General features: G+C 65.8%; 20 protein-coding genes. 3 read left to right on the plus strand and 17 right to left on the minus strand.

The window, feature by feature from the left end; all coding sequences use genetic code 11:
* Positions 1 to 16: 16 nt before the first annotated feature.
* Positions 17 to 1,609, plus strand: a complete 1,593-nt coding sequence (locus LHL23_RS05765; RefSeq protein WP_226429125.1) for a Ppx/GppA family phosphatase — start codon at positions 17 to 19, stop codon at positions 1,607 to 1,609.
* A 43-nt stretch (positions 1,610 to 1,652) separates the two neighbouring features.
* On the opposite strand, the gene LHL23_RS05770 is transcribed toward LHL23_RS05765, so the two are convergent.
* Positions 1,653 to 2,033 (minus strand): hypothetical protein, encoded by a 381-nt coding sequence (locus tag LHL23_RS05770; RefSeq protein WP_226429126.1) that lies wholly within the window; start codon positions 2,031 to 2,033, stop codon positions 1,653 to 1,655.
* A 145-nt stretch (positions 2,034 to 2,178) separates the two neighbouring features.
* Here LHL23_RS05770 and LHL23_RS05775 point away from each other — a divergent pair, with 145 nt between their 5' ends.
* A complete protein-coding gene (locus LHL23_RS05775; RefSeq protein WP_226429127.1) occupies positions 2,179 to 3,309 on the plus strand; it encodes an exo-alpha-sialidase in 1,131 nt (376 codons plus the stop codon).
* Positions 3,310 to 3,383: 74 nt separating this feature from the next.
* On the opposite strand, the gene LHL23_RS05780 is transcribed toward LHL23_RS05775, so the two are convergent.
* From LHL23_RS05780 to LHL23_RS05810, 7 genes are all read right to left on the minus strand, one after another.
* A complete protein-coding gene (locus LHL23_RS05780; protein WP_226429128.1) occupies positions 3,384 to 4,379 on the minus strand; it encodes an endonuclease/exonuclease/phosphatase family protein in 996 nt (331 codons plus the stop codon).
* A complete protein-coding gene (locus tag LHL23_RS05785) occupies positions 4,360 to 5,058 on the minus strand; it encodes a molecular chaperone DjiA (RefSeq protein WP_222478455.1) in 699 nt (232 codons plus the stop codon). The genes LHL23_RS05780 and LHL23_RS05785 overlap by 20 nt, the downstream gene beginning before the upstream one ends.
* Before the next feature lie 9 nt (positions 5,059 to 5,067).
* Positions 5,068 to 5,589 (minus strand): GNAT family N-acetyltransferase, encoded by a 522-nt coding sequence (locus LHL23_RS05790; protein WP_226429129.1) that lies wholly within the window; start codon positions 5,587 to 5,589, stop codon positions 5,068 to 5,070.
* Positions 5,586 to 6,194: a VOC family protein gene (locus LHL23_RS05795; RefSeq protein ID WP_226429130.1), complete on the minus strand. Its 609-nt coding sequence runs from the start codon at positions 6,192 to 6,194 to the stop codon at positions 5,586 to 5,588. The genes LHL23_RS05790 and LHL23_RS05795 overlap by 4 nt, the downstream gene beginning before the upstream one ends.
* Before the next feature lie 83 nt (positions 6,195 to 6,277).
* Positions 6,278 to 6,766: an MAPEG family protein gene (locus tag LHL23_RS05800; RefSeq protein ID WP_226429131.1), complete on the minus strand. Its 489-nt coding sequence runs from the start codon at positions 6,764 to 6,766 to the stop codon at positions 6,278 to 6,280.
* A gap of 292 nt (positions 6,767 to 7,058) precedes the next feature.
* On the minus strand, positions 7,059 to 9,188 hold the full coding sequence (scpA, locus tag LHL23_RS05805; RefSeq protein ID WP_222478447.1) for a methylmalonyl-CoA mutase: 2,130 nt from the start codon (positions 9,186 to 9,188) through the stop codon (positions 7,059 to 7,061).
* Complete coding sequence (locus tag LHL23_RS05810; RefSeq protein WP_226429132.1) at positions 9,154 to 10,086, minus strand: hypothetical protein; 933 nt, start codon at positions 10,084 to 10,086, stop codon at positions 9,154 to 9,156. Before LHL23_RS05810 ends, scpA begins: the two co-directional genes overlap by 35 nt.
* 177 nt (positions 10,087 to 10,263) lie before the next feature.
* Here LHL23_RS05810 and LHL23_RS05815 point away from each other — a divergent pair, with 177 nt between their 5' ends.
* Complete coding sequence (locus tag LHL23_RS05815; RefSeq protein WP_226429133.1) at positions 10,264 to 10,698, plus strand: DUF4174 domain-containing protein; 435 nt, start codon at positions 10,264 to 10,266, stop codon at positions 10,696 to 10,698.
* 19 nt (positions 10,699 to 10,717) lie between these two features.
* Here LHL23_RS05815 and LHL23_RS05820 read toward each other — a convergent pair whose 3' ends face one another.
* The 9 genes from LHL23_RS05820 to LHL23_RS05855 all read right to left on the minus strand — a co-directional run bounded on the left by LHL23_RS05820 (position 10,718) and on the right by LHL23_RS05855 (position 17,819).
* Positions 10,718 to 11,221: a hypothetical protein gene (locus tag LHL23_RS05820; protein ID WP_222478441.1), complete on the minus strand. Its 504-nt coding sequence runs from the start codon at positions 11,219 to 11,221 to the stop codon at positions 10,718 to 10,720.
* A gap of 147 nt (positions 11,222 to 11,368) precedes the next feature.
* Positions 11,369 to 13,414: an acetyl-CoA carboxylase biotin carboxylase subunit gene (locus LHL23_RS05825; RefSeq protein WP_226429134.1), complete on the minus strand. Its 2,046-nt coding sequence runs from the start codon at positions 13,412 to 13,414 to the stop codon at positions 11,369 to 11,371.
* A 128-nt stretch (positions 13,415 to 13,542) separates the two neighbouring features.
* Positions 13,543 to 13,746 (minus strand): hypothetical protein, encoded by a 204-nt coding sequence (locus tag LHL23_RS05830; RefSeq protein WP_222478437.1) that lies wholly within the window; start codon positions 13,744 to 13,746, stop codon positions 13,543 to 13,545.
* A gap of 472 nt (positions 13,747 to 14,218) precedes the next feature.
* Entirely contained in the window at positions 14,219 to 14,563 is a 345-nt protein-coding gene (locus LHL23_RS05835; RefSeq protein ID WP_226429135.1) for a hypothetical protein, read from the minus strand.
* 69 nt (positions 14,564 to 14,632) lie between these two features.
* Entirely contained in the window at positions 14,633 to 14,767 is a 135-nt protein-coding gene (locus LHL23_RS23470; RefSeq protein WP_260015408.1) for a hypothetical protein, read from the minus strand.
* A 214-nt stretch (positions 14,768 to 14,981) separates the two neighbouring features.
* Positions 14,982 to 15,476, minus strand: a complete 495-nt coding sequence (locus tag LHL23_RS05840; protein WP_226429136.1) for a DUF6497 family protein — start codon at positions 15,474 to 15,476, stop codon at positions 14,982 to 14,984.
* Complete coding sequence (locus LHL23_RS05845) at positions 15,473 to 15,901, minus strand: hypothetical protein (RefSeq protein WP_226429137.1); 429 nt, start codon at positions 15,899 to 15,901, stop codon at positions 15,473 to 15,475. Before LHL23_RS05845 ends, LHL23_RS05840 begins: the two co-directional genes overlap by 4 nt.
* A complete protein-coding gene (locus LHL23_RS05850; protein ID WP_226429138.1) occupies positions 15,898 to 16,278 on the minus strand; it encodes a hypothetical protein in 381 nt (126 codons plus the stop codon). The genes LHL23_RS05845 and LHL23_RS05850 overlap by 4 nt, the downstream gene beginning before the upstream one ends.
* An 8-nt stretch (positions 16,279 to 16,286) precedes the next feature.
* Positions 16,287 to 17,819 carry an acyl-CoA carboxylase subunit beta gene (locus tag LHL23_RS05855; protein WP_222478429.1) on the minus strand — a complete coding sequence of 511 codons (1,533 nt, stop codon included), beginning with the start codon at positions 17,817 to 17,819 and terminating at the stop codon, positions 16,287 to 16,289.
* Between the last annotated feature and the right edge of the window lie 152 nt (positions 17,820 to 17,971).

Raw genomic sequence — 17,971 nt, forward strand, 5'->3', positions numbered from 1 at the left:
GCAAGACGGAGCCCTCATGAACCTGTCCCAGGACCCCGCCGCCGCTGCCACCGCCGCCGCAACTGATTGGGGCCCCTTCGGGCGTCCGATCTTTGATGACCCCAAGGCCCGGGCGCTGTCGCGGGTGGGGGTGGTCGATGTCGGCTCCAACTCGGTCCGGCTGGTGGTGTTCGACGGCGCCGCCCGCAGCCCGGCCTATTTCTACAACGAAAAGATCATGTGCGCGCTTGGCGCGGGCCTGTCGGAATCGGGACGGCTGAACCCCGAGGGCCGCGCCCGCGCGCTGTCGGCGCTGCGCCGGTTCCAGCATCTGGCCAAGGGCATGGGGCTGCCGCCCCTGTCCGCGGTGGCCACCGCGGCGGTGCGCGATGCCGAGGACGGGCCGGAGTTCTGCGAGGAAGTTCTGCGCGAAACCGGCCTCAGGATCCACGTCATCGACGGCCGCGAGGAGGCGCGGCTTTCGGCGCAGGGGGTGCTTTTGGGCTGGCCCGGCGCCTACGGGCTGGTCTGCGACATCGGCGGCTCTTCGATGGAGCTGGCAGAGATCCAGGAAAATTCCGTCGGCCGCCGGGTGACCTCGCCGCTGGGGCCGCTGAAGCTGCGCGACATCAAGGGCGGGCGCAAGGGCCGCAAGGATTACATCCGCACGGTGATGGAGCAGCTGAAATCCGAGATGGGCACCCAGCGCGACCGGCTGTTCCTGGTCGGCGGCAGCTGGCGCGCGATTGCCCGCATCGACATGCACCGGCGCGGCTATCCGCTGAAAGTGCTGCATGAATACCGGATGAGCGCAAGCGACGTGCGCGAAACCGCCCGCTACATCGAGAAGCGCGACCTGAACAAGCTGCGCGACGCCTGCGGCATCTCCTCCACCCGGATGGCGCTGGTGCCCTATGCCATCGATGTGCTGACGCGGCTTATTCACACCTTCAAGCCCAAGGACATCGCGGTTTCCAGCTACGGCATCCGCGAGGGCCTCCTGTATGAGCAGATGCCGCAGCGGCTGCGCGCCCGCGATCCGCTGGTCGAGGCCTCCCGCTTTGCCGAGATGAAGGACGCCCGCGTGCCCGGCTTCGGCAAGACGCTTTATGACTTCGTGCATCCGCTGTTCGCCAATGCCCGGCACAGCAAGCGGCGGCTGGTGAAGGCGGCCTGCCTGCTGCATGACGTCAGCTGGCGGGCGCATCCGGACTACCGTGCCGAGGTCTGTTTCGACAACGCAACCCGCGCCAATCTGGGCGGGCTCAAGCATTCTGAACGGGTGTTCCTGGGCCTCGCGCTCCTGCACCGCTACAGCAACAAGCGGCGCGGCAGCTCCTTCGAATACCTCTATGACCTCTTGGACGAAAAGGGCCAGCACGAGGCCGAGGTGCTGGGCAAGGCGATGCGCTTCGGCGCGATGCTGATGGTCACCAGCAACGGCGAGATCGGCTCCTTGCGCTGGCAGCCGCGCAAGCGGGTGCTGCATGTGGACCTGCCCGACGCGGCCCGGCCGCTTTATGGCGAGGTCGCGGAATCCCGGCTGAATTCTCTGGCCAAGGCGCTGGATGCGGAGATTGACCTGCGCTTCGTCAAACCCGCGCCGGAGGCAGAAGCCGAGGCAGGCTGAGCCAGACCGGCCGGCCCGGGCCGGCGGACACCGCCGGGCGGCGTCAGATTTCGGTGACGCCTTCCTCCTCACCCTTGTCTTTCTCTTCCGGCGCGTTGTCCTTGGGCTTCTTGCGGATGATGATGTCGCCGTTGGGCAGCACCTCGGGCAGCTCATAGGCGCTCCAGTCCTTCACCTCGCGGGCGATTTCGGCCAGCGCCGGGCCCATCTCAGCCAAGAAGGCGGCCATCGAAGGGCCGATTTCCTCCATCATGCCCTGCAGGTCTTCGAGCGCCGGCGCCATTTCCTGGCGCAGGCCCTCCCAGAACAGCTCCGCCCCGCGCTCCATCAGCGAGGGGCCGCTGTCCTCCTCCCCCGCTTCCTGGGCAGAAAGCGGCGCGGAAATCAGGGCAATGAGGGCGGCGGGCAGAAGGATCTGTTTCATGAGGGATAATATAGGGGCGGTTTGATTGGGGTAACAGGGGGGCTGCGAAACCTTGCCCAGCCGGCGGCACTGCGGCAAGCAGGGCTGCCCCCGCAGATGCGACATCGCTGCAGGGTTGTGGTATCCTTGCCCCTGGAGGGCAGGCATGACCGCATCTGCACGCATTCTTCTCGGCACGACAAAAGGCGCCTTTGTCCTGACCCCGGACGGCAAGGGCTGGTCCGTATCCGGCCCCCACTGCGACGGCTGGTGCATCAATCATGTGATAGGCGACCCGGACAGCGGCACGCTTTGGGCCGGCGGCGGCGGCGATTGGCCCGGTGCAGGGGTCTGGCGCTGCGAGGATGGAAAGACCTGGGAGCTGTCGAAGCTGTCAAACGGCCAGATCGACGATTGGGCCGCCGCCGACCCGGAAACGGCAGCATTTTTCAAATGGGAGCCGGCCGAGGTTCCCTTCGACGATCTCAAGGCGGTGTGGTCGCTGCACCGCGCGCATGGGGTTTTGTATGCGGGCACCAATCCGGCCGCATTGCTGTCCAGCAAAGACGGCGGCAGGACCTGGGAGAGGAATAGCGCGCTCGACAACCATCCGTCCCGCGAAAGCTGGAACCCCGGCGCCGCCGGGCTGGTTCTTCACACCATGCTGAGCGATCCGACAGACGCCGGCAAGTTCTGGCTCGGCATCTCCGCGGCGGGGGTTTTTGCAACGGAGGACGGCGGCAACAGCTGGGAGCGCCGCAACCGCCTGTCCAATGACACGGTCTGCACGGAACACCGCCACCCTGCGGCCCCGCGGGACGGTGAAACCGGCCACTGCGTCCACAATATGCAGCGCGGCCCCGGCGATCTGCTGTATCAGCAAAATCACCATGGCACCTACCGCAGCACCGATGGCGGGCGCACCTGGAGCGATATCACGGCCGGGCTGCCGTCGACCTTTGGCTTCCCGGTTGCAATACACCCCCGCAACCCGGATGTGATCTGGGTGCTGCCGCTGAACGGCGACGCGGCCGGCCGGTTTCCGCCCGACGCCTCGGCCGCCGTCTGGAAGTCCACCGATGGCGGGGAAACCTGGGCGGCCAGACGCGATGGGCTGCCGCAGGGCGCCTGTTTCTTCACCGTGCTGCGCCAGTCCATGGCCACGGACGCAGCGGCGGGCGTCTATTTCGGAACCAATTCGGGTTCGGTCTTTGCCAGTGCCGACGAAGGCGAAAGCTGGACCGAAATCGCCCGCCACCTGCCAACAATCCTGTCCGTGGAAACCCTGGCCCTTTGACACCGGCTTGGGCCGTCTGAGCAGCAAGCAAAGGCGCGGTGTTCAGGGGCAAGCGCGGTGCACTGCCCTCCCGCTCACTCCACCTCGATATCCACCGTCACCGGAAAATGGTCCGAGGCATCCAGCAGCGCCTGCCGCATGTCCTCGTCCGCGAAGCATTCGCCGTCCTCGAACGGATGCCAGATGCGCCATGCGGGGCGCATCGCCATCAGGCTTTGCGAGATCATCACATAGTCCAACAGCGCCCGGATAAACCGTTTGTCCTCGGCGTTGTAGAACCGCGAGGTGCTGGGCGGAATGTCCGGGCGCGGCTGCTGCAGGCCTTGCGCGTGAGGGTCGTTCAGCAGATCCCCCATCACGATCTCGACCGAGGACTGGCCGAACAAACGCTCATACTGGTCAAGGCCGGGGCCGTCGTTGAGGTCGCCCAGAACCATCACGTGCTCGCCTGCGGCCGCATGCTCCGCCACCCGGCGGTGCAGCCAGATCGCCTGCGCCATCTGCTTGCGGCGGTTGGCGATGGCCATGGCGGTTATCTCTGCGGCGGTTCTGGCCCCGTGCGGTGCCTTGGATTTCAGATGCGCGCCGATCATCCGCAGCGCGGTGCCGCCCCTGGTGGTCACCGCCAGCTCCAGCGGCGGCTTGGAGAATTCCACCTGGTCCAGCTGCTCATCCACGTCGAGGTCGATCTCGAACACCCCGTCGAACCGCGGCGCGGCGCCGCTGGAACGGGCATCGTGGCGGGCGTTCAGCACATCCGGGTCGTAAAGCAGCGCGATTTCCTGATGGGTGTCGTTGGGATAGCCGCTGACCGCCTCGCGGGCGCGCAGGCCTGCCTCTGCCGCAAAGGCCTCCAGCGCGCGGGTGGTGCGCTGGGTGCGGCCGGTGTTGGGCGCCTCGATCACCATCACCGCATCGGCATCGATGCGGCGCAGCACATGGGCGATAGCGCGCCCCTGGGTATAGCGGTCAACACCGTGCACCCCGGACGGCTTGCCGTCCAGCATCAGCCTGTCGTTCTTGTCGAACAGATAGGCGAACCATTCGATATTATAGGTTGCGAACCGCATTTCCGCCGCATCCGCTGATCTCGTCCCAGGCGCGGTTGATGTCGATCATCCGCTTCTCCGCCAGCCGCACCGCCTCTTCCGGCACCCCGCGGGCGATCATCGCATCCGGGTGGGTGTCGCGCACCAGCTTGCGCCAGTGCTTGCGGATCTCCTCCCGCGGCATGTCCGGGGAGACCCCGAGCACCGTATAGGGATCCTTGGGCGCATCCGGCACGAAGCGGGCGCGCAGGGCCTGGAACTGCTGCGGGGTCTGGCCGAAGATGCGGCTCACCTCCTCCAGGAACTCGTTTTCGCCGGGGTGGTAGAAACCGTCCGCCATGGCGATATGAAACAGCCCCTCCATCAGGTCGCACAGCGTGGTGGGGTCGTTGGCAAACATCCGCTGGATGCGGCGGGCGTATTCCTGGTAGCCCGCGACATCGGTGCGCGCCATGTTGAAGACGCGGGCGGCGCCGGCCTCGTCATCCTGGGCGATCTGGAACACCTCGCGGAAGGCGGTGACCTCATCGCGGGTGACCTGGCCGTCTGCCTTGGCCATCTTGGCGCCAAGGGCAATCACCGCGATGGCAAAGGCCACGGTGCGTTCGGGCGGCGCGCGCAGGCGGTCGAAAACCTCCGTCAGGCTTTCGCCTGCGGCAAGCGCGGCCAGCGCGTCGGATATGCGGGTCCAGAGAGACATGGGATCAGCCTATCCGGGATTGCCGGCACTGTCAGGGGCGGGAATACCGGGCGTCAGAATTTTCTGCATGAAAACAGTGTCGAGCCAGAGGCCGTTCTTGCAGCCAAGCTCCGGCATCCGGGCGGTTTCCACGTAGCCCAAGGCGGCGTGAAAGGCGATGGCCGCGGGATTGGCGCTGCTGACGCTGGCGATCAGGACGTGGATCTGCGCTTCCTTGGCCTTATCCTCCAATGCCTGCATCAGCCGGCGGCCTGCGCCCTGCCCTTGCGCCGCGGGCAGCAGGTGGATGGTGTGTTCTGCCGTAAAGCGGTAGCCGGGGCCGGAGCGGAACGGGAAGAAATGCGCATGGCCGAGAATCTCCCCGTCCTGATCTGCCACCAGGTACCGGCCCTTGCTGGCGGCGATCTGCCGGCGCACCTCATCCGGCGTTTTTTCAATGGTGTTGAAGGTGGCCAGCGTGTCGCGGATCACCCAGTTGGCGATGGCGCAGACGGCCTCAGAGTCGGCTTCGGTTGCCGGGCGGATGATCATCTGAGCACCCTCACCCCGTGCGGCGTGCCGAATTCCGCCATCATCGCGGGCGCGCCCTGCTCCACCTGGATGCGCGGGTCGCTGATGATCCGGTCCAGCGCGGCTTGCAGTTCCGCCGCCTCCGGGTGGCTAAGGATCAGGCGGGTCAGGCGGCAGTGTGATTGCGGCAGCCTGGCGGCAGGCGGCTCCGCCTGCCACTGCAGGACCGAGGGAAACAGGTTGTCATAGGGCAAGAGCCCGTCCGCAGGCACCGTCATCAGCCAGCGGAGATCCCCGCGCTGCATCTGCACGTGGCTCTGCGCGTGGGGTGGAAGCAGGGGTTTCTCCGCCGCGAGATCCTGGCTGCGAAGGATCCAGTTGCTGAGCCGCGCCGGGCCGGTGAAGCAGTCGAGGTTGAACCAGCGCGGCTGCTCTTCCGGCTGGGCGTCCGGGTCGACGGCAATGGCTTCCAGATAGAGCCCGTCCTCCAGCCCGATCAGCCGGTTATGGGTGCCATAGCGGGCATGGGAACCACCGGGGCCGAGGGTGATGCCAAGAGCGTCTTCGGTGTGGGCAATGGCCTCTTCCAGCGTTGCGCCAGCCACCGCGAGGTGATCAAGTATCATTTCCGCCCTCCCCTTTTGGCGCAGAGACTAGCCGGACAGCGGCGGGGCGCAAGACGGGATTTCAGGCGCGTGCAGTTGTTCACCTAGGCCCAGGCCGCCAGCGCCCAGATCCCGGAAATCACCGTCGGGTAAAACGTCCCGGCAAAACCCAGCCCCCGCAAGGGCGGCGACAGGTGGTAGCCGCCCCAGAACACCAGCCGCATCAGCGCGAAGGAAAGGCCGAGGGCGATGGCCACGGCGCCGCCCAGGGTGACGGCGGCAAACGGCCAGATGGCCAGCGCCAGCACCAGCTGCTCCACCGTGTTGGTAAGCACCCGCTGATCGGTTTCTGCCGCGGAGCCGGGCGCAAAAGGCTCTCCGTCGATGATGGCATCATCGAAGAACCGCCGCTGGGCCAGACGGCCGATCATCAGCGCCAGCACCAGCCCCGGCGTGAGGAAGGCGCCGGGCAAGGCAATGGGCGCCGGGATATAGGGCAGGCCCAGCCATTGCGGCAGGCCGATGATCAGCACGCCCCAAAGGGCGCCGAGGGCCATGCCGGTCAATATCTGGGGGCGTTTGGATCGCAGCATGGCGCCACTCAACCACCGCGCCACCGGTTTGCCAAGCCGAGCCGCGGCGGCCCCGGCGGAAAGCTGCGGCTGGCGGCATCACATTTTTGAAAAACAGGCGCTCCCGCCCGGCGCTGCCTGTGCCTGCAGCACATCCTTGCCGGTTGGGCGCGGCATCGCGCCTCCGCGCGATGCAGGCAGCCCGCCCCATCGGGGCGGGCTGCCGGACCCAAAGCCGCCAAGGGGGCGGCCCGGAGGGCGGGCACCTGCGGGTGCGGGAGAGCCTCCCCTGCCCCGCAGATGCTGTGCTTGCTTAGGTGCGGGCTTCGCGGATCAGGCGCAGGATGTCCTGGGCCGCTTCCGGGATGTTGGTGCCGGGGCCGAAGATCGCCTTGACGCCCTTGGAGTACAGGAACTCGTAGTCCTGCTGCGGGATCACCCCGCCGCAGATCACGATGATGTCGCCTGCGCCTTCCGCTTTCAGCGCCTCGACCAGCTGCGGCGCCAGCGTCTTGTGGCCCGCGGCCTGGCTGGAGATGCCGATCACGTGGACGTCGTTGTCGATGGCGTCCTGGGCGGCCTCCTCCGGGGTCTGGAACAAGGGGCCGACGTCAACGTCGAAACCGATGTCGGCAAAGGCGGTTGCGATCACCTTGGCGCCGCGGTCGTGGCCGTCCTGGCCCATCTTGACCACCAGCAAACGCGGGCGGCGGCCTTCTTCCTCGGCGAATTCCTCGATCGATTTCTGGATCGCGGCAAAGCCCTCGTCGCCCTCATAGGCGGCGCCGTAAACGCCGGCCAGGGTTTTCACCTCGGCGCGGTGGCGGCCGAATTCCTTTTCCATCGCCATGGAGATCTCTCCGACTGAGGCCCGCGCGCGGGCGGCTTCGACAGCTGCTTCCAGCAGGTTGCCGCTGCCGTCCTTGGCGCGGCGGGTCAGTTCATCGAGCGCCGCCTGGCAGGCGGCCTCGTCGCGGGTCTCGCGCATCTTCTGCAGGCGGGCGATCTGGGCGTCGCGCACCGCGTGGTTGTCGACGTCGAGGATGTCGATCGGGTCTTCCTTGTCCTTGCGGTACTTGTTGACGCCGACGACCACCTCTTCGCCGCGGTCGATCATCGCCTGGCGGCGGGCAGCCGATTCCTCGATGCGCAGCTTGGGCATGCCGCTCTCGACGGCTTTGGTCATGCCGCCCATTTCCTCGACCTCTTCCATCAGCGCCCAGGCCTTCTCCACCAGCTCAGCCGTCAGGCTTTCGATGTAGTAGGAGCCGGCCAGCGGGTCGACCACATTGGTGACGCCGGTTTCCTCCTGCAGCACCAGCTGGGTGTTGCGGGCAATGCGGGCGGAGAAGTCGGTGGGCAGCGCGATGGCCTCGTCCAGCGCGTTGGTGTGCAACGACTGGGTGCCGCCAAGCACCGCCGACATCGCCTCATAGGCGGTGCGGATCACGTTGTTGTAGGGATCCTGCTCCTGCAGCGAAACGCCAGAGGTCTGGCAGTGGGTGCGCAGCATCTTGGAGCGTTCGGACTTGGCGCCGAATTCGGTCATCACCCGGTGCCACAGGGTGCGGGCGGCGCGCAGCTTGGCGATTTCCATGAAGAAGTTCATGCCGATCGCAAAGAAGAAGCTCAGACGCCCTGCGAATTTGTCCACGTCCATGCCGGCGTCCAAAGCGGCACGCACGTATTCGCGCCCGTCCGCGATGGTATAGGCCAGCTCCTGCACCAGGTTCGCGCCGGCCTCCTGCATGTGATAGCCGGAGATCGAGATGGAGTTGAACTTGGGCATCTCGTTCGAGGTGTACTCAATAATGTCCGAGATGATCCGCATCGAGGGTTTCGGCGGATAGATGTAGGTGTTGCGGACCATGAACTCCTTGAGGATGTCGTTCTGGATGGTGCCCGCAAGGACCGACCGGTCGTGGCCCTGCTCCTCGCCCGCGACGATGAAGGAGGCCAGCACCGGGATCACCGCGCCGTTCATGGTCATCGAGACCGAGACCTTGTCGAGCGGGATGCCGTCGAACAGGATCTTCATGTCCTCGACGCTGTCGATGGCAACGCCGGCCTTGCCGACATCGCCGACCACGCGCGGGTGGTCGCTGTCATAGCCGCGGTGGGTGGCGAGGTCGAAGGCGACCGAGACGCCCTGCTGGCCCGCGGCCAGGTTGCGGCGGTAGAAGGCGTTGGATTCCTCCGCCGTGGAGAAGCCCGCATACTGGCGGATGGTCCAGGGGCGGCCTGCGTACATGGTGGCCTTCACCCCGCGGGTGAAGGGGCCGAAACCGGGCAGCGTGCCCATGTGGGGCAGATCCCGGGTGTCGTCTTCGGTATAGAGCGGCTTGACCTCGATGCCTTCCAGCGTCTGCCAGTTGAGGTCGTCGACCGCCCGTCCGCGCAGCTCTTTCTCAGCCAGAGCCCGCCATTCGTCTTTGTTTGTCATCAGGTCTTCCTCTTGTCAGTCCGATATCGGGCGGGTTCGTGTCCGCCGCCTGTTTATCCGGGTCATGCACCAGCGTTGCGAGGCCGTCCGCCCCGGCCGCCAGCCACATGATGTCGTCGGCATACGCCTCGCGCAGGGAGGCTGTTTGCGCGTCGTCGAAGGGGCGCCAGCGGCCGCTGCCCTGCGGCAGGTCTGCCGCCACAGCGGACGGCACGCTGGCGCGCAGGTCCTGCAGGCAGAGCGAGGCGTTTAGGCGCACCCGGGCATGGGTGCGCGGCGCCTCGATGCCGGTCACGGCGGCCAGCGCCGCCTCGGGCCGGGAGCCGAAGGTTTCGAACGGCAGCACGTGCAAGCGCACGCCGGGCATCGCGCAGGCGATGTCGGTGATCACGTCGCGCCAGCTGCGCGGCGCCTGCGCCAGCCGTTCGAGGCCACCCGCGGACGGCAGCTTGTGGCCGCGCGCCACCGCATAGGCCAGCGCCGAGGTCCAGTAGCTGTCGAGGCTGCGGATCGAGAGCGCCGCATCCGTGACCGCGCCGCCGAAGGCCTGGAACATCCGCGCCATCCGCTCTCCCGCGCCGCTGTAGAGATCGCCGATGCGCAGGTTGGCGCGAACCGAGCCGAGCATGTTCTCCTCGCTGACCAGCAGCTGCTGGACGCCCCGTTCGCGGCAGGATGCCATCTGGATCTGCAGCCGCCCCTGGGCGCGCTGCACCAGATCGCGGCCGTTGGCCGGCGCCGGGCCCGGCTGGATGCCGTGGAACAGCCCGCCGCGGGTGCGGTGCGGCCCCCAGAAGCCGATGCCCTGGCGGGCCAGCGGCTGCGCGTTCTGGCGCATGTATTCCTGAAACGAAGTGGTGGCGCAGCGGTGCGCGCCGGTGTGAAGGATCACTTTCATCGTGCTTCGGGACCTCTGCTGGAGGGCCGCAGGCCGCAGCCCGGTCAAGGGGAATGGCACGATCATGGCCGGTAACCCCTCATTATCCCGTTAACGATAATGTTTTTTCGCCAAGCTGCGGATTTCACAGTCGCATTTGCCGCCTGCGCACATATATTCAACACAACAGGAGAGATCATGAGAGCAATCCTAAGCGTTGTTTTGGCAGGTTTCCTGCCGCTGGCGGCTGCTGCGGCGGATGGCAGTGCCCCTGAACTGATACAGCCCGGGTATGATGTGGAGCTGGACGAATTCCAGTGGACCCACCGCCCGGTGGTGGTGTTTGCCGACAGCCCCGAGGACCCGCGGTTCCATGAGCAGATGGAGCGGCTGATGGAGGGCATCGAGGCGCTGAAGGAGCGCGATGTGGTGGTGCTGACCGATACCGATCCGGGTGCCAAATCCGCCCTGCGCAAGAAGCTGCGGCCGCGCGGGTTCATGCTGGTGCTGGTCGGCAAGGACGGCGGCGTCAAGCTGCGCAAGCCGCACCCCTGGACGGTGCGCGAGCTGTCCCGCACCATCGACAAGTTCCCGGAACGGCTGCGCGAAGTGGAAGAGCGGCGCGGCGGCTGAGCCCGCCCGGCAGCTCCGGTCAGCCGTTGCCGCGGACGTAGATCAGCGCCATCGCCTGTTTGTCCAACACCACCATCGCGCCGGTTTCCGGCACGAAGACCAGGCTGGAGGCGGGATTGCGGATCGCCTGGTAGTAGACGGATTTGACCAGATCGGTCATGCAGCTGACGCCCGCCAGCCCCGAATTCAGAACCCCCAGCCCCTGCGGCAGATCGCGGGACATGATGTCCTCTGTCACCGCATTGGGGGACTTGCCGGAGACCGCGAACATCACCGGCTGGCCGGCCTCCAGCATCTTCATGCCGGTGTTGAGCGAGCGGGCGCGGTCCACCAGCGAAGTGATGCGCGGGTTTTCCGCGGTGTGGAACACCGCTGCGGTGCAGCTCATCGAGCTTTGGAAGAAGAACGTCTCCCCCAGTTCCACCCAGGCGGAAAGCTGGGCGCGCAGGGCCTCTTCCTTGTCCAGCGCGCAGGCGGACAAAAGTGCCAGAGCGGACAAGAGACAGGCGAGAAGACGGGTCATGCGGCACCTTGGGGTCGTCAAACGGCGCCAGTGTCGCAGAAAAAACTGAAGATTTGGTGCACGGCACCATGCGGTGCGGGGCAGGCACGGCTGCGGGGGCGGGAAAACCCGCCTGCCCGCGTGCATATGCGCCTGCCCCAAGCTGCATTATTCGAATTCCATGATCACTTCATCAACCGCCAGGCTGTCGCCGGCGCTTGCGTTGATCTTGGACACCACGCCCTTCTTCTCGGCGCGCAGGATGTTTTCCATCTTCATCGCCTCGACGGTGCAGAGCGCCTGGCCCTCCTGGACCTCCTGCCCCACTTCGACATCGACCTTCACAATGAGGCCGGGCATCGGGCAGAGCAGCATCTTGGACGTGTCGGGCGCAACCTTTTCCGGCATCAGCGCGGCCAGTTCGGCCTGGCGCGGGGTGCGCACCTTGACCTGCAGGTCGGCGCCGCGGGAGCGGATGCGGAAGCCCTGGGTCACCTTGCCGGTCTTCAGCACCAGGGTCTCGCCGTTCACGTTCACGGTCGCCAGCTGGTCGCCCGGGGTCCAGTCGGAGGTGACGCGGTAGCTGCCGCCGCCCTCGAAGTTGACGGTTGCGCCTTCGCGGTCGGCGTCGATCACCACGGCGAAGGACTGGCCCTGCAGGGTGACAACCCAGTCGGTGCCGACCTTGCGCTCGTGGTTGTCCATCCGGCCCGACACGCGGGTGCGGCGGATTTCGGCAACCCGGTGCATCGCGGCGCAGGCGGCAGCGATCTTGCGCAGGTCGTCGCTGTGCAGCTCGACGCCTTCGAAGCCGTCCGGGTACTCCTCAGCGATGAAGGCAGTGGTCATGTCGCCGGAGATGAACTTCGGGTGGTCCATCACCGCCGACAGGAACGGCAGGTTGTGGCCGATGCCCTCCACCTCGAAGCTGTCGAGGGCGGTCCGCATGGCGTCGATCGCATCCTCGCGGGTCGGCGCCCAGGTGCACAGCTTGGCGATCATCGGGTCGTAGTACATCGAGATCTCGCCGCCCTCATAGACGCCGGTATCGTTGCGCACCGCGGTCTCGCCTGCGGGGGCGTCGCCCTGCCATTTGCCGTTCACCAGCATCGGGCCTGCGGCGGTTTCCGCCGGCGGGCGGTAGCGCGACAGGCGGCCGATCGAGGGCAGGAAGCCGCGGTAGGGATCTTCGGCATAGAGGCGGTTCTCGATGGCCCAGCCGGTGAGCTTCACGTCCTCCTGGCGCAGCGGCAGCTCTGCCCCGTCGGCGACGCGGATCATCTGCTCCACCAGGTCGACGCCGGTGATCAGCTCGGTGACCGGGTGCTCCACCTGCAGGCGGGTGTTCATTTCCAGGAAATAGAAGTTCTTGTCGCCGTCGACGATGAATTCCACGGTGCCGGCAGAGGAATAGCCCACCGCCTTGGCCAGCGCGACGGCCTGCTCGCCCATCGCCTTGCGGGTCTCCTCGTCGAGGAACGGCGACGGCGCCTCTTCGACAACTTTCTGGTTGCGGCGCTGGATCGAGCATTCGCGCTCGCCCAGGTAGATGCCGTTGCCGTGCTTGTCGCAGAGCACCTGGATTTCGATGTGGCGCGGCTGGGTGACGAATTTCTCGATGAAGATCCGGTCGTCGCCGAAGGAATTCGCAGCCTCGTTCTTGGAGGACTGGAAGCCTTCGCGGGCTTCTTCATCGTTCCAGGCTATCCGCATGCCCTTGCCGCCGCCGCCGGCGGAGGCCTTGATCATCACCGGGTAGCCGATCTCATTCGAGATCTTCACCGCCTCGTCCGCGTCGGCAATCAGGCCCATGTAGCCGGGCACGGTGGAGACGCCTGCCTCCTGGGCGATTTTCTTGGAGGTGATCTTGTCGCCCATCGCCTCGATCGCGCCTTTCGGGGGGCCGACGAAGGCAACGCCTTCGGCCTCCAGCGCCTCGGCGAATTTCGAGTTTTCGGACAGGAAGCCGTAACCCGGGTGCACCGCCTGCGCGCCGGTCTGGCGGATTGCCTCCATCACCTTGTCGATGACGATATAGGACTGGTTGGCGGGCGGCGGCCCGATGTGGACTGCTTCGTCAGCCATCTGCACATGCAGAGCCTGCTTGTCGGCGTCGGAGTAGATGGCAACGGTCTTGACACCCATTTTCCGCGCGGTTTTGATCACGCGGCAGGCGATCTCGCCCCGGTTGGCGATCAGGATCTTATCAAACATAGGCAGTCCCTTGTTCCTTGGTATTCCGGAATGCAAAACGCCGCACCCGGGGGAAACCCGGGCACGGCGTTTGCGCGATATGATGTGCGGCCCCTGCGGACCGGAGGGTCAGAGCTGCGGCCGGGGCCTCAGCACTTGCGGGGATTTTGCTGGCAGTAGACCAGGTTTGCGGCCACGCCGACGGCTGCGCCGGTGACCAGGTTGGCATCAAGCACAGCGGCGCCAAGAGCGCCTGCGCCTGCGCCGTAAACGACGCGCTCGCCGGTGGTGTCACCGCAAGCCGCCGCGAAGCCGCAGAGCGAGAGCGCCGCGATGAGAGTTTTTGCCCGCATGTCCAGTATCCTTCTTCCGGGGACGCTTTTGTCCGGGCCGGAATTGCAGGCTTGCAAGCCCCGCGCAACGCTGCATGGAAACCGGCTGCCGGTTCGGCGGACGCTTGCCGCATCAGGGGGGGCATACGGCAAGCTTCCGCCGGTGCCTGAAAGGGGTAAAAGACGGGCAGGCCGCGGATGGGGTCGCGGACCTGCCCGTTCAGGCGAAGGGGCCGGAACAGATGCTCGGCACAGCAGCGTGGCTGCGCTGCTTGACCCACGATGCACTCTGCGGATGCCCCTGTAAGCCCGTGAAATCCAAGGCCGCGGATTTGGGCAGATTCCTGCTGAACCGGAAAGGCCATGTGCAAGTTCACGCCGAAATTGCGGGCGGCCGCCAGCCGGGCCGCACAGCGGCGCCCCGGACGCCGGGCAAGGCCGCGCGCGGAGACCCGCGCCGCCTGGACCCTGATATGCGTCCGGGGCCGCGCCATCAGTCAAACGCTTCCGGGAAAGAGGCGCGGGCAACCGCCTCGTCAATGACCAGCAGCGCCTCGTAGCTTTCGGGATCAAACGGATCCTCGGCCGGGATCACCTCGCGGCCGAACAGCCAGCTAAGGCGGCCTGCATCCAGGTTGCCGCGCTCAAACGGCTGGTCGCCGAAATGCTCCCACAGGGACTGCATGAACATCTGGTCGACACGCTTGTCGACGTTCTTGCGGTCGCGGAAGCGCTCGCGCCGGATCAGCGGCGTCACCCCTTTAGGGTTGGGGCGGCGGATGGTGAATTGAAAATCAGTGCCGGGCATACGGCCCGGGAACCCGCGGTGTTTCAGCATTTGGGTGCCTCCGGTCCGGCACCCCACGGGGCGGCGGGGGCCGGCCGCAGGGCCGGACCCCTGAAGTGATTAGTTGTACTTGCCGGTGAATACCGGCTCTTCGGAGACCGGCTCGACAACGACGAATTCTTCTTCCTGCTGGGCGCAGGCGGTGACGGCGGCCAGCAGGCCGGCCAGGGCGAGAAGCTTGATGCTCTTGGACATTTCTGTCTCCTGATAAAATGTGTGAAACCTGCGGCGGCTGCGCCGTCCGCGTGCCTCAACCTCAATGCGAAGGCAGCCTTGTGACTGCCCGCGCCAAGGATAGCCGGGTTTGCCGCCAAGTCACATGCAAATCGCTGCAATCGGCGGCGCTGTGGCTGCAATGCCGCAAGAATCCGCCGGTCCTGCTCATGGTCCGCAAGATATTGTGGATGCATCAGAAAGCCTCCCACATGCAGGCCGCGCCCTCGGGGCGGTAGGCTTCGAAATACTGCGTCGCAGCGGGGTCCTGGGCGCCAAAGGGCACCATCCGGTCGGAGAGCGAGATCACCACCCGCGCAGGCGCCAGCCCGTGCTCGGCCAGATAAGGCAGCGCGATGGAGCCGCAGAGGTGGTCCATGTCGGGGGCCGCAGCCTCATAGCTGACAGTGCCGGTTCCGCGGGCGATCTGCGGCGCCAGGAAGCGGAACCGCGCCCAGGTTTCCCCAAGCTGGCCGGGGGCGTCGTCCAAGAGCACCTCTGCCAGCGTCACGGTCTGGCCCGAGGGCACGGCAATCGCATCCGCCGCTGCGGCGGCCAGGGCACAGAAGGCACAGGGGATGGCGGCCAGATATCCGCAGCCCCGGCCCCTGGCGAACCAGGCTCCTCCGGCCGGAGCTGCAGGCGCTGCGCAAGTGGCGCGCGCTGTCTGATATCGGCTGGCGCGGATCATGACGCTGATTCGGCCTCCATGTCAATTTTTGCCGCGAATCTATGCGAATCCTTCGCATCTGCACGGGAATCGCGCAGCGCGCGCGCCTGCCCCCGCGCGGCATGGCGGATCCAGCGGGCGCGGCAGGCGGGATTTTCCAGAACTTCAGTAATTTGTGCGGCCGCATTGGCAGGCACCCGGCCCGTCACCTGGCCGCCCGCGCGCACCCGCAGCCCCTGCGCTTCGGCGGTGATTTCCACCACCGGGGCGAAGCCGCGCAAGCGCTGCAGCTGCCGCCAGAGGTCCTGGCGGATCTGATGCGCCAGCCGCAGGGGATCAGCGGCGGGCAGCACCGTTTCCGCCGCCACGTCGAAACGCGCAGGCAGGCGGCGCGACAGCGTAAAGGCGCTGTCCGTGCGGGTGATATGCCAGGAGGTGCAGGTCATTCAGACACTTCGATCCGGATCAGATCGCCGATTTGCCAGTTTTCGTTTTCGAGACCGAACACCACCCGCCGGGTTGGCGGAATGGTCCGGTAGTCTGCCTCAGACCCATCTGCGAGCTCCACGAAATAATCGTCAGGCAGGCCAGCGTCAGTCGTAACGGCAAGCTGCGCCATGAGAGAGACGGTTTGACGTATCGACTCCGCTTCCTGCGGAAATGGCTCACGAGCATTCAAAATGCTGCCAAGATCAGAGCGGAACACGGCAAGCATAACTTCGCGTGCATCGGACCCGCTGGAAATCTCAAAGAAATCAAGATATTCCAGCGGCGCACGATCTGCACCGAAAGTCACAGCCTCAATTTCGCTCTGATCACTCATTTACCCACTCACAGCGGAATGTTGTCGTGCTTTTTCCACGGGTTTTTCAACTGCTTGCCCCGCAGAGAGGCAAAGGCGCGGCTGACCCGTTTGCGGGTGGACTGGGGCATGATCACCTCGTCGATGAAGCCGCGTTCGGCCGCCACGAAGGGGTTGGCGAAACGATCCTCGTAGTCCGCCGTGTGGGCCGCGATCTTGTCCGCATCGCCAAGGTCGGCGCGGTGGATGATCTCGGTGGCGCCCTTGGCGCCCATCACCGCGATCTCCGCGGTCGGCCAGGCATAGTTGAAATCGCCGCGCAGGTGTTTGGAGGCCATCACGTCATAGGCGCCGCCATAGGCCTTGCGGGTGATCACGGTGACCTTCGGCACGGTGGCTTCGCCGTAGGCGAACAGCAGCTTGGCGCCGTGCTTGATGACGCCGCCGTATTCCTGGGAGGTGCCCGGCAGGAAGCCCGGCACGTCGACGAAGGTCAGGATCGGGATTTCGAAACAGTCGCAGAAACGCACGAAACGGGCGGCCTTGCGGCTGGAGTCGATGTCGAGGCAGCCAGCCAGCACCATCGGCTGGTTGGCGACGACGCCGACGGTCTGGCCCTCAAGCCGGATGAAGCCGGTGATGATGTTCTTGGCGAAATCTTCCTGGATTTCGTAGAAGTCGCCCTCGTCCGCAACCTTGGTGATCAGCTCCTTCATGTCGTAGGGGCTGTTGGGGTTTTCCGGGATCAGGGTGTCCAGGCTTTCCTCGATCCGGCCCGGCTGGTCGAAGAACGGGCGCACCGGCGGTTTTTCGCGGTTGTTCAAGGGCAGGAAGTCGACCAGGCGGCGGACCTCGGCCAGCGCCTCGACGTCATTTTCAAAGGCGCCGTCGGCGACGGAGGATTTGCGGGTGTGGGTGGAGGCGCCGCCCAGTTCCTCAGCCGTGACCACTTCGTTGGTCACGGTTTTCACAACGTCGGGGCCGGTCACGAACATGTAGGACGTGTCCTTGACCATGAAGATGAAGTCGGTCATCGCGGGCGAATAGACCGCGCCGCCGGCGCACGGCCCCATGATGACGGAGATCTGCGGGATCACGCCGGAGGCCATGATGTTGCGCTGGAAAATCTCGGCGTAACCGGCCAGCGCATCGACGCCTTCCTGGATACGGGCACCGCCCGAGTCGTTGATGCCGATCACCGGCGCGCCGTTCTGCACCGCCATATCCATGATCTTGCAGATCTTCTGGGCGTGGGTGGCGGAAACCGAACCGCCCAGCACGGTGAAGTCCTGGGAGAACACATAGACCTGGCGGCCGTTGATGGTGCCCCAGCCTGTGACCACGCCGTCACCGGCCGGGCGGTTGTTTTCCATGCCGAAATCGGTGCAGCGGTGGGAGATGAACATGTCAAACTCTTCGAAGCTGCCCTCGTCCAGCAGCAGCTCGATCCGTTCGCGGGCTGTCAGCTTGCCGCGCCCATGCTGTGCGTCGATGCGGCGCTGGCCGCCGCCCAGCCGCGCGTCCTCGCGGCGGTCTTCCAGCTCGGAAAGAATGTCTTTCATGGCTCATGTCCCCTGTAGATTTCACCGGGACCATATATTGCGCGGGCGCCGAGCCAAAGGTAATTTTCGCAAATTTGCAAACCGTTTGCATATGAGGTTGGCAAAGTTGTAAATCAGCAAATTTCAGGCATGGCGTCCGGCCCCTTTTTGCG

Origin of the sequence: Leisingera sp. McT4-56 (assembly GCF_020514995.1) — a bacterium.
GTDB lineage: Bacteria > Pseudomonadota > Alphaproteobacteria > Rhodobacterales > Rhodobacteraceae > Leisingera > Leisingera aquaemixtae_A.